We start from the raw sequence: 13,358 nt of genomic DNA, 5'->3' as shown, positions 1-13,358 counted from the left end.
TAAGGAAATTATTTGCCGCTGCCGGCGACGCTTTCCCCACCTTTGGTCAGGTAGTAAGCGCCGAGGATCGGCAGCATGGTTAACAGCATTACCGACAGCGCCACCACGTTGGTGATCGGCACGTCGCGCGGGCGACCGAGTTGGTTCAGCAGCCACAGCGGCAGCGTGCGCTCGTGGCCGGCGGTAAAGGTAGTCACGATGATTTCATCGAACGACAGCGCGAACGCCAGCATGCCCCCGGCCAGCAGCGCCGAGCCGAGGTTCGGCAAGATCACGTAACGGAAGGTTTGCCAGCCGTCGGCGCCGAGATCCATCGACGCTTCGATCAGGCTGTACGAGGTGCGGCGGAACCGGGCGATGACGTTGTTGAACACGATCACCACGCAGAACGTCGCATGGCCGACGACGATGGTCAGGATGCCCGGCTCGATGTTCAGCGCCTTGAAGGCGGCCAGCAGCGCCAGACCGGTGACGATCCCCGGCAGCGCGATCGGCAGCAGCAACAGCAGCGAAATGCTGTCCTTGCCGAAGAAATCGCGCCGATACAGCGCTGCCGCCGCCAGGGTACCGAGCACCAGCGCGATGGCGGTCGCCAGGCAGGCGATCTGCGCCGACAGCAGCACCGCATCGAGGATATCCTGCCGCCCGGCGGCAACGTTGAACCAGTGCAGCGTGAAGCCCTTCGGCGGGAAGCTGAAAGCGGCATCCTCGGTGTTGAAGGCGTAGATGGCGATGATCGCCAACGGAAAATGCAGGAAGATCAGTCCGCCCCAGGCGGCCAGCTTCAGCCCTAAGGGCGCGCGTTCAGAGTGCATCGAAAGCCCCCAGACGTTTGACGATGGAAAGATAAATGGCGATCAGGACGATCGGCACCAGCGTAAAGGCCGCGGCCATCGGCATATTGCCGATCGCACCCTGTTGGGCGTACACCATGCTGCCGATGAAATAGCCCGGCGGCCCCACCAGTTGCGGCACGATAAAGTCGCCCAGCGTCAGCGAGAAGGTGAAGATCGACCCGGCGGCGATGCCCGGCACCGCCAGCGGCAAAATGACGTGGCGGAAGGTCTGCGCCGGTCGGGCGCCCAGATCCGCCGAGGCATGCAGCAGCGAAGGCGGCAGGCGCTCCAGCGCCGCCTGGATCGGCAGGATCATGAACGGCAGCCAGATATAGACGAACACCAGGAAACGCCCCAGCCCCGAGGTCGACAGCGTGTTGCCGCCGACGCCGGGCACCGTCAGCAGCGAAGCCAGCAGCGGCTCCAGCCCCAGGTGCTGCAGGAACCACTGCGCCACGCCGTCTTTCGCCAGCAGCAGGGTCCAGGCATAGGCTTTAACGATATAGCTGGCCCACATCGGCATCATCACCGCGATGTAAAAGAACGCCTTGACGCGGCCGCTGGTGTAGCGCGCCATGTAATAGGCGATCGGGAACGCCAGCGCCGCGCTGGCCAGCGACACCAGCACCGCCATGGTCAGCGTGCGCAGGATGATGTCGTAGTTGGCCGGGTTGAACAGCGCCGCCAGGTTAGCGAAGGTCAGATCCGGCGTCACCGCCATGGTGAAATCGTCGAAGGTGTAAAACCCTTGCCACAGCAGCGTCAGCAGCGAACCGAGGTACACCGCGCCAAACCACAGCAGCGGCGGCACCAGCAGCAAAAGCAGATACAGCGTCGGCCGGCGATAAAGCCAGGTCGACAGCGCGCGCACGGTACCGCCGCGCGCCGAGGGGGAATCGATGCTCATGTCCATCTCACCTCTCCTCCAGCAGCGGCACCATCGCCGCGCGCGGCCAGCAGGCGACGATCGGCTGGCCGATCTGCCGCTGTTGCCCTTCGGCGATCCACTGCGGATTGGCCTGGCTGACCAGCAGCTTTTCGCCGCCGTTCAGCGCGATTTCATACCGCGTGGCCGCGCCCTGGTAATGGATTTCCTGCAGCGTGCCCTGTACCTGGATCTCGTCCTGCGCCGCGCCGCCGTGCTCCAGCAGGCGGATATGTTCCGGCCGGATCGAGAAGGTCCGGCTTTCGCCGAGCAGGCGCTGCGCCAGCTCGCTGCGCACCACGTTGGAGGTGCCGACGAACTCGGCGACGAACGGCGTCTTCGGCCGCATGTAAAGCTCGCGCGGCGTATCCACCTGTTCGATGCGGCCGTTATTGAACACCGCCACCCGATCGGACATCGACAGCGCTTCGCTTTGATCGTGGGTGACGAAGATAAAGGTGATGCCCAGCTGGCGCTGCAGCTTCTTCAGCTCGCCCTGCATCTGCTCGCGCAGCTTGAGATCCAGCGCGCCGAGCGGTTCGTCCAACAGCAGCACCCGCGGCCGATTGACCAGCGCGCGCGCCAACGCCACGCGCTGCCGCTGGCCGCCCGACAGGTGCGCCGGCTTGCGTTCGGCAACGAAACCAAGCGCCACGCTCTCCAGCGCCTCTTGCGCCCGCGCCAGCCGCTCGCGTTTGGCGACGCCCTTCACCATCAGGCCGTAGGCGACGTTTTCCAGCACCGACATGTGCGGGAACAGCGCGTAATCCTGAAACACGGTGTTCACGTCGCGCTGATATGGCGGCAGGTTGGCGGCTTCCTGGCCGTGGATGCGAATCGAGCCGGAAGAGAGCTGTTCAAAGCCGGCGATCAGGCGCAGGCAGGTGGTTTTGCCCGAGCCGGACGGCCCGAGCATGGAGAAGAATTCCCCGTCCTGAATGTCGATGGATACCCGATCCACGGCGCGAACATCGCCGAAAGTCCGCGAAACATCGATGAATTGCACGGCAATGGTCATTTTCTGTGCTCCATACTGATGTAGTTCGGGCGCAGCGGGCTGCGCCCCGCGGCTTAGCGGCCGCCCATGATGGCGATGTAGTCCTGGGTCCAGCGGCTGTACGGCACGAACTTGCCGCCCTGCGCCTGCGGCGTTTTCCAGAAGGCGATTTTGTCGAACTGGTTGAAGCCGTTGGTTGCGCAGCCCTTCTCACCCAGCAGCGCGCTGGCCTTGCAGCCCGCCGGTGACGCCGGCACCGACCCGAACCAGGCCGCCACGTCGCCCTGCACCTTCGGCTCCAGCGACCAGTTCATCCACTGGTAGGCGCAGCTCGGGTGTTTGGCGTCGGCATGCAGCATGGTGGTGTCTGCCCAGCCGGTCACGCCCTCTTTCGGGAACACGGTGGCGATCGGCTGCCCCTCGCCCTTCAGGGCGTTGGCCTGATACGGCCAGGCGCTGGAGGCCACCACGCCTTCGTTTTTAAAGTCGCTCATCTGCACCGAGGTGTCGTGCCAGTAGCGGTGGATCAGCGCGTGCTGGCTGCGCAGCAGCTTCAGCGCCGCCTGATACTGCTCTTCGTTGAGCTGGTAAGGATCGCTGATGCCGAGCTGCGGCTGGGTGGCCTTCAGGAACAGCGCCGCATCGGCGATGTAGATCGGGCCGTCGTAAGCCTGCACGCGGCCCTGATTGCTCTTGCCGTCCGGCAGATTCTGCTGCTGGAAGATCACCGCCCAGCTGTCCGGCGGCGTCGGGAAGGTTTTGGTGTTGTACATCAGCAGGTTCGGCCCCCACTGGTACGGCGTGCCGTAGGTTTTGCCGTCCACGGTGTACCAGGCGCCGTTCAGCAGGCGCGGATCGATGTTCTTCCAGTTCGGGATCAGCGCGGTATTGATCGGCTGCACCCGCTTGCCGAAGATCAGGCGCAGCGAGGCGTCGCCGGAGGCGGTCACCAGATCGTAGCCGCCCTTGGCCATCAGGCTGACCATTTCATCGGAGGTGGCGGCGGTCTTCACGTTCACCGCGCAGCCGGTTTGCTTTTCAAACTGGGTGACCCAGTCGTAGTTTTTGTCGGACTGGCCGCGTTCGATGTAGCCGGGCCAGGCGATGATATCCAGCCGGCCTTCGCCTTTGCCCAGCGACTGCGGCAGATCGGCCGCCTGGGCCAGGCCGCACAGCACGGTGAGACAGAGCGCGGAGACGGTGGTGGTGACTGCGGTAGTTTTTCTCATCGTAATTACCCCTGTGTTGCGTATCTGTGTGCGGCAGGGAACGGCTGCCGCCCGATTTTGCTTTATAGAACCGCTAGAAGCTGGCTTTGAACTTCGCCATTACGTGCCTGACAACGCTGTAATCCTGCAGCGAATCGCTGGACAGATCCTTGCCGTAGCCGGAGCGTTTCAGGCCGCCGTGCGGCATCTCGCTCGCCAAGGTGAAATGGGTGTTGATCCAGGTGCTGCCGTACTGCAGATGGGCGGCAATGTGCAGCGCCCGATCGATATTTTGCGTCCACACCGACGAAGCCAGGCCGTATTCCGAGTCGTTGGCCCACGCCACCGCCTGTTCCAGGTGCTCGAAGCGCGTGATGCTGACCACCGGGCCAAACACCTCGCGCTGCACGATTTCGTCGCTTTGCAGGCAGCCCGCCAGCAGGGTCGGCTGGTAATAGAATCCCGGCCCGGAGTGGGCCGCGGCGCCGGTGATCAATTCGATATGCGGTTGGCTGAGCGCCCGCTCGACGAAGCTGGCGACGCGATCGCGCTGGCGGCTACTTATCAACGGGCCGATCTCGTTGTCCTGATCGCGCTTGCGGGCGAAGCGCAGGCTGGCGACCGCCTCGCCCAGCGCGTTCACCAGCTTGGGATAGATACCCGCCTGCGCGTAGATGCGGCAGGCGGCGGTGCAGTCCTGGCCGGCGTTGTAATAGCCGTAGGTGCGGATGCCGTTGACCACCTCGTCGAGATCGGCGTCGTCGCAGACGATTACCGGCGCCTTGCCCCCCAGTTCCAGATGGGTGCGCTTGACGCTTTTGGCCGCCGCCTGAAGAATTTTTTGCCCGGTGACGATATCGCCGGTGACCGACACCAGCCGCACCTGTGGGTGCCCTACCAGCTGGCTGCCGACCCCTTCCCCGCCGCCGTAGACGATATTCAGCACGCCCGGCGGCAGGATCTCCTGCAGCGCCGGCACCAGCGCCAGAATGGTCAGCGGCGTATGTTCGGAGGGTTTAAACACCACGGTATTGCCCGCCGCCAACGCAGGCGCAATCTTCCACGCCGCCATCATCAACGGATAGTTCCAGGGGGCGATCGAGGCCACCACGCCGATCGGATCGCGGCGGATCATCGAGGTGTGGCCCGGCACATACTCGCCGGCCAGCTGCCCTTGCTGCGTGCGCACCGCGCCGGCGAAAAAGCGGAACACGTCGACCGCCGCCGGCAGATCGTCATTGAGCGCCTGATGCAGCGGTTTGCCGCAGTTGAGGGCTTCCAGCTGCGCCAGCTGCGGCGCCTGCCGCTCGATGGCGTCGGCAATGCGCAGCAACAGGGCGGCGCGCTGGGCCGGCGTGGTGCGCGACCAGTGACCAAACGCCTGCTGCGCGGCTTTCACCGCGCTGCCGACCTGCGCCGAAGAGGCTTCGGTCAGGACGATCAGCGTCTCGCCGTTGGCCGGATTGACGATGCACTCCTGCTGGCCTTCGCCGTCGATAAGCTGACCGTTAATGAACTGCTGACAGGACAAACCTGAGAGAACCTGCACATCTGCCATCGCCTGACGCCCCTAAGTGACAAAAACGTTAACTAAATGTGAATAAGTTAGTTTTAATCAGCCTAAGCGAGCCTCTGGCGGGCAACAAATTCTAAATACTGAACGCCGCGTTCGATTAAATCGAATGCTTAAGCCCGGCGGCGTGTTTGCTGCCGTTCTCGCGCGCGATGGTAAGGAACGGCGTCACCAGCTCCGGCCGCGCGCTGCCGCGCCGCCACGCCAACCCGATGTCCAGCGGCTCCAGCAGATCGTCCAGCTTGCGCGCCTCGATCATGTTGCCCTCGAGCGACCAGGCGCGGTACGCCATGTCCGGCTGGATGGAGACCCCCATCCCCGCCGCCACCAGGCTGCGCACCGCCTCGGTCGAGGCGGTCTTCATGGCGATCTCCGGCTTCAGCCCGGCGCGCGCCCAGATGCGCCGCGCGTGCACGTCCATTTCATCGGCGTTGAGCTGGATCAGCGGCTGTTTGGCCACGTCCGCCAGGCTGATGCTCTCGTGCTCCAGCAGCGGGTGCAGCGGCGGCAACCACAGGCGATACGGCGAGTGCATCAGCACCTCGGTCTGCAGCGCGTCGCGGTCTTCGATGTTCGACAGGATCAGCACGCCGATGTCGATCTCGCCGCTGACCAGCAGATGCTCGATATACGGGCGCTCGTCTTCAACCACCTGCACGGTGACGTTGGGATAGGCCGATTTAAAGCGCGTGAGCAGCTCCACCAGGAAGTAGCCAGCCACCAGGCTGGTGACGCCGACGGTCAGCTTGCCGGTCAGGCTTTCGGTGCCGATCTGCAGGCTGCGCTTGGCGTTGTCCACCGTCGCCAGGATCAGATACGACTGGCGCAGAAACTGATGCCCCTGATGGGTCAGCGTCATGCCCTTGGCGTGGCGATCGAACAGCCGCACGCCGATCTCGGTTTCCAACTGCTGGATCGCCAGCGTCAGCGAAGACTGGGAGACAAACACCGCCTGGGCGCCGGCGGAGATCGACCCGGTTTCCGCCACCGCGATGAAGTGGCGGATTTGGCGTAACGTCATCATCCCCATCGCCTTTCAAGCCGCTGCGTTGTTGTCTGCGTGCGCTTACCCCAGTCACTTACTTGAGTAAGCTCCTGGGGATGCACGCCCTTGCCGCCTAGCCGCAACTTGAAATTCATTGGGGATCACCTCAATCAAGATTGTTAGATTGATTGTAGATCCCGCGAAAAAAGCGATCGGGCAAAGTATCAAAAACGCGATAGCGTTCGCTTTTTTAGAATGCTAATGGTGAAAATAACCAGAATTGTGGAGAGGTCGGGAGATGTTCACTGAGGTGTGGGGCGTAGCGAGCGCCGGCCAGATTGGGCACGGCCAGCGCGCAGGGCCCGGAGCGTACACGCAGTACGTGAGGAGACCGAGCACTGCCCAGGCTCAAGCTGGCGGTGCTCGGTAGACGATCACATTAAATCGCTTCTTCGTCCTGCTCGCCGGTACGAATGCGCACCACGCGCGCCACGTCGAAGACGAAGATTTTGCCGTCGCCGATCTTGCCGGTCTGCGCGGTCTGCATGATGGTTTCCACGCAGGTGTCGACGATGTCGTCGGCAACCACGATCTCGATCTTCACCTTAGGCAGAAAGTCGACCATGTACTCGGCGCCGCGGTACAGCTCGGTGTGGCCCTTCTGGCGGCCGAAGCCTTTCACTTCGGTGACCGTCATGCCGGTGATGCCCACTTCGGCCAGCGCTTCGCGGACGTCATCCAGTTTGAACGGCTTGATAATCGCGTCGATCTTTTTCATCTTCTTTCCTTTTACCAATTTTTGCGGCCAAAACCGGATGTGATGGGGTAGCGGCGGTCTTTGCCGAAGTTACGGGCGGTGATGCGCGGCCCGACGGCGGCCTGACGCCGCTTGTATTCGTTGATGTCCACCAGGCGGATCACCTTGCGCACGATCGCTTCGTCGAACCCTTCGGCCACCAGATCGGCGACCGACTTGTCGCGCTCAACGTAGCCTTCCAGGATCGCGTCCAGGATATCGTACGGCGGCAGGCTGTCCTGATCGACCTGATCCGGCGCCAGCTCGGCGGACGGCGGACGATCGATCACCCGCTGCGGGATCACGTAGGAGACGGTGTTACGGTATTCGGACAGCTTGAACACCAGCGTTTTCGGCACGTCTTTCAACACGTCGAAACCGCCGGCCATATCGCCGTACAGCGTGGCGTAACCGACCGCCATTTCGCTCTTGTTGCCGGTGGTCAGCACGATGCTGCGGCGTTTGTTGGACAGCGCCATCAGCACCACCCCGCGGCAACGCGCCTGCAGGTTTTCTTCGGTGGTGTCGCGCTCGGTGCCGGCGAACATCGGCGACAGCTGGCCCATAAAGGCGTCGAACATCGGTTCGATGGAGACGATATCGAACTCCACGCCGAGGATTTCCGCCTCTTCCTTAGCGTCGGCGATGCTGATATCCGCGGTATAGCGGAACGGCATCATCAGCGCCTGCACCTTGTCTTTGCCCAGCGCATCTACGGCGATCGCCAGCGTCAGCGCCGAGTCGATGCCGCCGGACAGGCCGAGCACCGCGCCTTTGAAGCCGTTTTTGGTCACGTAGTCGCGCACCGCCAACACCAGCGCCTGGTACACCTGCGCCAGCTGCGGCAGCTCGGCGGCCGGATCGGCCATCGGCACCACGGCCAGCTCGTTGAATTCCAGGCGGGTCACCTGCTCGTCGAAGGCCGCCAGACGGTGGGTCATGGTCCCGGCGGCGTCGAAGACCTTGGAACAGCCGTCGAAAATTAGCTCATCCTGGCCGCCGACCTGATTGAGGTACACCAGCGGCAGCTGGGTGCGCTGGCAGTGGCCGGCCATCAGGGTTTTGCGGATATACGGCTTTTCGCGGTTATACGGCGAGGCGTTGATCGACAGGATAATTTCCGCGCCGGCCGCCTTGGCGGCGTCGATCGGCTCAGGGAACCACAGATCTTCGCAAATCAGCAGCCCCAGACGGTAGCCTTTCAGCTCCACCACGCAGGTGTCGTTGCCGGCGTGGAAATAGCGCTTCTCATCGAACACGCCGTAGTTCGGCAGCTGCTGTTTAAAGTAGCGGGTCAGCAGGCGGCCTTCGGCGAACAGCGACAGTGCGTTATACAGCTTGTCGCCTTCGCGCCACGGGTGGCCGACCAGGATCGCGGTCTCGGCGGAGGCCTGCTGCAGGCGCAGCAGCTGCGCGTCGCAGCGCTGATAGAAGTCATTACGATACAGCAGATCTTCCGGCGGGTAGCCGGACAGCGCCAGTTCGCTGAACATGACCAGATCGGCTCCCGCCTTCTGCTGCTCCTGCACGATTTGCAACATGCGTTCGGTGTTGCCTTCAATGTCGCCGACCAGCAGGTTCAGCTGGGCCAGGGCGATGGAAAGTGATCTGCTCATTTGTGTACGATCCCGCTTAATACGTTCCATGGTGCTCTACGCCGGGCGCGCCGCGGCAAAGAGAACGGAGTGTAAATCATTCCGCCGGATTTGTTGAGAACCTGCGTGGCAGGCGCCGGCGGCAAACTGTCATTCTTTAAAATCGTTGGCGTCCAGCTCGTGGCGCGACAGCAATTTGTAAAACTCGGTGCGGTTGCGGCCCGCCATGCGCGCGGCCTGGGTCACGTTGCCCTTGGTGATCTGCAGCAGCTTGCGCAGGTAGTGCAATTCGAACTGGTTGCGCGCTTCGGCGAAGGTCGGCAGCGCGGTGTTTTCCCCTTCCAGCGCCTGCTCCACCAGCGCTTCGCCGATCACCGGCGCCGAGGTCAGCGCCACGCACTGCTCGATGACGTTGACCAGCTGACGCACGTTGCCCGGCCAGCTGGCGGTCATCAGCCGCTTCATGGCGTCGGTCGAGAAGCTGCGCACGAACGGCTTGTGCCGCTGGGCCGCTTCGCGCAACAGGTGGTTGGCCAACAGCGGGATATCTTCGGCGCGTTCGTTGAGCGCCGGGATCTTCAGGTTCACCACGTTGAGGCGATAGTAGAGATCTTCGCGGAACTCGTTCTTCGCCATCGCCTTTTGCAGATCGCGGTGGGTGGCGGAGATGATGCGCACGTCAATGTCCAGATCGCGGTTGCTGCCTAGCGGCCGCACCTTGCGCTCCTGCAGCACGCGCAGCAACTTCACCTGCAGCGACAGCGGCATATCGCCGATCTCGTCGAGGAACAGCGTGCCGCCCGCCGCCGCCTGGAACAGCCCTTCGCGGCTGCTGACCGCGCCGGTAAAGGCGCCCTTGGCGTGGCCGAACAGTTCGGACTCCAGCAGCTGCTCCGGCAGCGCGCCGCAGTTGATGGCGATGAACGCCTTGCCGGCGCGCGGGCTGGCGGCGTGGATCGCCTGCGCCACCACCTCTTTGCCGGTGCCGCTCTGGCCGTTGATCAAGACGCTGACGTCGGACTGCGCCACCATTTTCACCTGCTCCAGCAGGCGCAGCATCAGCGGGCTGCGGGTGACGATGTCTTCGCGCCAGGCGTCGTCGCCGGCCGGGGTGGCCGACAGCGCGAGCGCTTCGTCGATCGCCTTGTACAGCGCATCGCGATCCACCGGTTTGGTCAGGAAGCTGAACACCCCCTGCTGGGTGGCGGCCACCGCATCGGGAATCGAACCGTGCGCGGTGAGAATGATCACCGGCATGCCCGGCTGATGCTTTTGGATCTCGGCGAACAGCGCCATGCCGTCCATCTCGTCCATACGCAGATCGCTGATCACCAGATCGATCTGTTCGCGCGCCAGCAGGCGCAGCGCTTCCTGGCCGCTTTCGGCGGTGGTGACGTGAAAACCTTCGCTGGTCAGACGCATGCCCAGCAGCTTCAGCAGGCTGGGATCGTCGTCAACCAAGAGCAGGTTGGCCGGTTTGCGTGCGGTCATTGCGCGTGAGACTCCTTATTGGCAGGGGGCGGCGTATAGGTGTCTTCCGGTTCAACCGGCAGCGCGGTGCCCTTTTCCGGTTCGTCCTGCGGCTCCGCCCCTTTGGCGGCCGCGCCGTTTTTACCGGCGGCTTCGCCCTTTTGCGAGCCTGTGTTGTTTTCCGGGATTTCCCCTTGCAGCTGCTTGCGCGAAGAGAGCTGGCGCTCGATGTCGGTCAGGTTTTCCAGCTTGCGCGAGGTGTCCTGCAGCTGCGATTGCAAACGCGCCTGGTTCTGGCGCAGCGAATCGATCTGGCTGTCGCTGCTCTCCTGCAGATGCTGATAGCGCGCTTTTTCATCGAACAGCGTGATCTGCAGCATCTGCTGCTGGCGCCACAGCTGCGTCAGCGGCCGCAACGAGCCGGGGAACTCCATTCGGTAGCTGTTGATCCTGTCAATCATCTGGCGGCGCTCGCCGGAGGTCGGCTGCGCGCTGCCCAACAGGATGCTCTGTTTGAAAACGCCGGACCAGCTGTCGCCAGGCACCGTTTTCGCCAGCGCGCGCGCCTGGGTCGACCCGATGCGATCGGCGCAGTCCATCGCGCGCAGCCAGTAGAGCGCGTTATCCAGCGCGTCCTTGTCGTCCAACTGCCACAGGGTATCGCAAGCCGCGGTGCGGTAATCGATCACCTTGGTATCCGGGATCGCCTCTTGCTGCTGAGCGTTCAGGCCGCCGCTGACGGCGCGATCGACGCAGCCCGCCAGCAACAGCGGCATAAAGAAGACGGCGCCCAACCAGCCGATCGGGCGTTTGCCGAGCGGCGTCCTGTGCGTGGCACGCGGTGAACCTTCGGTCTGTGAAAGACGAAGGCGCTTAGACCATGTGTACATTATTTATTCATTCTCGGCGGTTAACGGCAATTCAATGCGGAAGCAGACGTCTGCACCGGCGACCGTCGCCAGTTGCAGCTCACCGCGCATGCGACGGATACAGTCCTGAGCGATGCTCAACCCCAGTCCGCTTCCTTTTACCGCCCCTTTTCGCTGGTGACTACCCTGGAAAAAAGGCTCGAAAATCATGGCTCTTTCAGCCTCGGGGATCGGCGTGCCGGTATTGGCGACGTCGATTTGCACCCGTTGTCCAACCTGACGGCTGCGGATCCAAATGTTACCGGATTCCTTGCCGTAGTGCACCGCATTGGAATAGAGATTATCCAGCACGCGCATTAATAGCGTAGGCTCTGCCCAGCAGATTTCCGCCTCCAGCGCAATTTCGGTGGAAATCATCTTCGCCCGCGCCGGCAAACTGTGCGCGGCGACCACCAAATCGACCATTTCGCGCAGCTCGACGTTCTCATGTGCCGCCGGGCCATCGGCCAGTTTGCGGTTGTAATCCAACAGCTGTTCGATCAGCTGCTGCAGATGGCGGCTGCTGTTGTCGAGGATCGTCACCACCTCTTTCTGATCGGAAGTCAGCGGCCCCGCCACCTCGTCGGCCAGCAGCTCGGTGCCTTCGCGCATGCTGGCCAGCGGCGTTTTCAGCTCGTGCGAGATATGGCGCAAGAACTCGTGGCGCTGCGATTCCAGCCACGCCAGCCGCTCGCTCAGCCAGATAATGCGCTGCGCCAGGGAACGCAGCTCGCGCGGCCCTTTGAACGACGCGGTGCTGCCCAGCGCGCGCCCTTCCCCCAGACGGTTGATCATCCGCTCCACGGCCTTGACCGGCCCGATGATCATGCGGGTGAACAGCACCACCAGCAGCACGCTGACCAGGAACAGCAGCAGCGCCTGCCAGCCGAAGAACTGGCCGCGCTCGGCGATGGCCTGCTGCAGCTGCTGGCCGCGCGAGAACACCACCGCGCGCGTGGCCTGCACCATTTCGGCGTTGGAGCGCGAGAACGACTCGAGCAAGGCGGAAGCCTCTTGATCCGGCCCGCTGTTATGGCATTTGATCGCCGCCAGCTGGGTCAGCAGCTGGCGCAACGTTTGATAATAGCGCTCGTCCGGCAGAATCGGCGCATGGGCGTCCAGCATCTGCGAATACTGCTTGCGCTGGTTCTGATACAGCTTTTGCAGCGTGGGATCGACCAGCACGCAGTACTGACGATAGCTGCGCTCCATCTCCAGCGCCACGCTGGTCATCGCCTCGCTGCGCCGCGCGTCCACCAGCGTGGTGCGGTTGATGTCCGCCGCCTGCGCGCTGAGGTGATCCAGGCTCTGGTAGGCCTGATAGGCCAGCACCAGCAGCGGCAGCAGCACCAACAGGAAGGCCAGCAGCACCAATTGCCGCAGCGAACGGGGGAATAAACGCCATCTTTTCAACGAAATCATCTCATTCTCTCAGCTCTGTCACGATGCTAACTGACTCGCCGGAAAGAGAAAAGCCCGGCAAGGGAGAATCCTGAACGCGCAAGGAAAAAGCCGCGGGATCGGTGAACCGCGCCCATAGGCCTGGCCTGCCGACGGCATGCGGCCCCGGCAACATCAACCGGTGCGAAAACGAGAGGGTGGGGATAGCGTCTGCGTTCGAGGGCATAGGCAACGCAACAGGGATAAGCGCAGCGTTGAGAATTGACATCGGGGCAAGAAACTTGCCCCAACGCAAGGAAAGTGTGGATGCCCTTAAACCTCGTCCCCAGGGTGATGTAGCGCAGCGGCTGGCATCGAACAGGACGAATAGCATCCGTAAGTATCCAGGATTGATGAACCCTTCATCACAGTTGGATACAGGCGGTGCCTCACTCCACGTGTCGCCCGATGCTTGATAAAGCCGTTTGCACGGTCTGTTATCGGTTTGGTTGGACGATAGGCACCATTTCTTTGGCATCATTCGGAGGCTTATGAGGCGATTTGCCGTCTAATTACGACGCCGTCATAAAAAGGTGAATGAGCAGCCGCCGAGAATAATGCACGTTACGTGCCAACTTTGCAATAAAAACAATAACCAGATGATTTTATTAAAAAATAAGATTAT

11 protein-coding genes are annotated in these 13,358 nt (G+C 62.6%); all 11 read right to left on the bottom strand.

Features of this window, described 5'->3' with window-relative positions:
- Positions 1-8: 8 nt before the first annotated feature.
- A complete protein-coding gene (locus ACJ8HH_RS19600; RefSeq protein WP_033648928.1) occupies positions 9-815 on the bottom strand; it encodes an ABC transporter permease in 807 nt (268 codons plus the stop codon).
- Entirely contained in the window at positions 805-1,749 is a 945-nt protein-coding gene (locus ACJ8HH_RS19595) for an ABC transporter permease (RefSeq protein WP_033644105.1), read from the bottom strand. The genes ACJ8HH_RS19600 and ACJ8HH_RS19595 overlap by 11 nt, the downstream gene beginning before the upstream one ends.
- A gap of 1 nt (position 1,750) precedes the next feature.
- The gene (locus ACJ8HH_RS19590) at positions 1,751-2,779 is read right to left on the bottom strand and encodes an ABC transporter ATP-binding protein (RefSeq protein WP_049213307.1); all 1,029 of its coding nucleotides are present in this window, start codon (positions 2,777-2,779) and stop codon (positions 1,751-1,753) included.
- A 53-nt stretch (positions 2,780-2,832) separates the two neighbouring features.
- Positions 2,833-3,987 carry a putative ABC transporter substrate-binding protein YdcS gene (ydcS, locus tag ACJ8HH_RS19585; protein WP_060443634.1) on the bottom strand — a complete coding sequence of 385 codons (1,155 nt, stop codon included), beginning with the start codon at positions 3,985-3,987 and terminating at the stop codon, positions 2,833-2,835.
- 73 nt (positions 3,988-4,060) lie between these two features.
- A complete protein-coding gene (locus tag ACJ8HH_RS19580) occupies positions 4,061-5,524 on the bottom strand; it encodes a gamma-aminobutyraldehyde dehydrogenase (protein ID WP_060443633.1) in 1,464 nt (487 codons plus the stop codon).
- A 115-nt stretch (positions 5,525-5,639) separates the two neighbouring features.
- On the bottom strand, positions 5,640-6,563 hold the full coding sequence (locus ACJ8HH_RS19575) for a LysR substrate-binding domain-containing protein (protein WP_004941365.1): 924 nt from the start codon (positions 6,561-6,563) through the stop codon (positions 5,640-5,642).
- A gap of 400 nt (positions 6,564-6,963) precedes the next feature.
- Positions 6,964-7,302 (bottom strand): nitrogen regulatory protein P-II, encoded by a 339-nt coding sequence (glnB, locus tag ACJ8HH_RS19570; RefSeq protein WP_004847623.1) that lies wholly within the window; start codon positions 7,300-7,302, stop codon positions 6,964-6,966.
- Between the two features lie 11 nt (positions 7,303-7,313).
- Positions 7,314-8,936 carry an NAD+ synthase gene (locus tag ACJ8HH_RS19565; protein WP_025303930.1) on the bottom strand — a complete coding sequence of 541 codons (1,623 nt, stop codon included), beginning with the start codon at positions 8,934-8,936 and terminating at the stop codon, positions 7,314-7,316.
- A 129-nt stretch (positions 8,937-9,065) separates the two neighbouring features.
- Positions 9,066-10,406 (bottom strand): two-component system response regulator GlrR, encoded by a 1,341-nt coding sequence (gene glrR / locus ACJ8HH_RS19560; RefSeq protein WP_033635613.1) that lies wholly within the window; start codon positions 10,404-10,406, stop codon positions 9,066-9,068.
- Positions 10,403-11,275, bottom strand: coding sequence for a two-component system QseEF-associated lipoprotein QseG (gene qseG / locus ACJ8HH_RS19555; RefSeq protein WP_052475427.1), 873 nt, complete (start codon positions 11,273-11,275; stop codon positions 10,403-10,405). Before qseG ends, glrR begins: the two co-directional genes overlap by 4 nt.
- Before the next feature lie 3 nt (positions 11,276-11,278).
- A complete protein-coding gene (locus ACJ8HH_RS19550) occupies positions 11,279-12,715 on the bottom strand; it encodes a sensor histidine kinase (protein ID WP_033635614.1) in 1,437 nt (478 codons plus the stop codon).
- Positions 12,716-13,358 lie beyond the last annotated feature (643 nt).

It is taken from the genome of Serratia sp. CY32780 (assembly GCF_052169135.1).
Taxonomy (GTDB): domain Bacteria; phylum Pseudomonadota; class Gammaproteobacteria; order Enterobacterales; family Enterobacteriaceae; genus Serratia; species Serratia sarumanii.
This window is presented reverse-complemented; position numbering and strand designations above follow the sequence as displayed.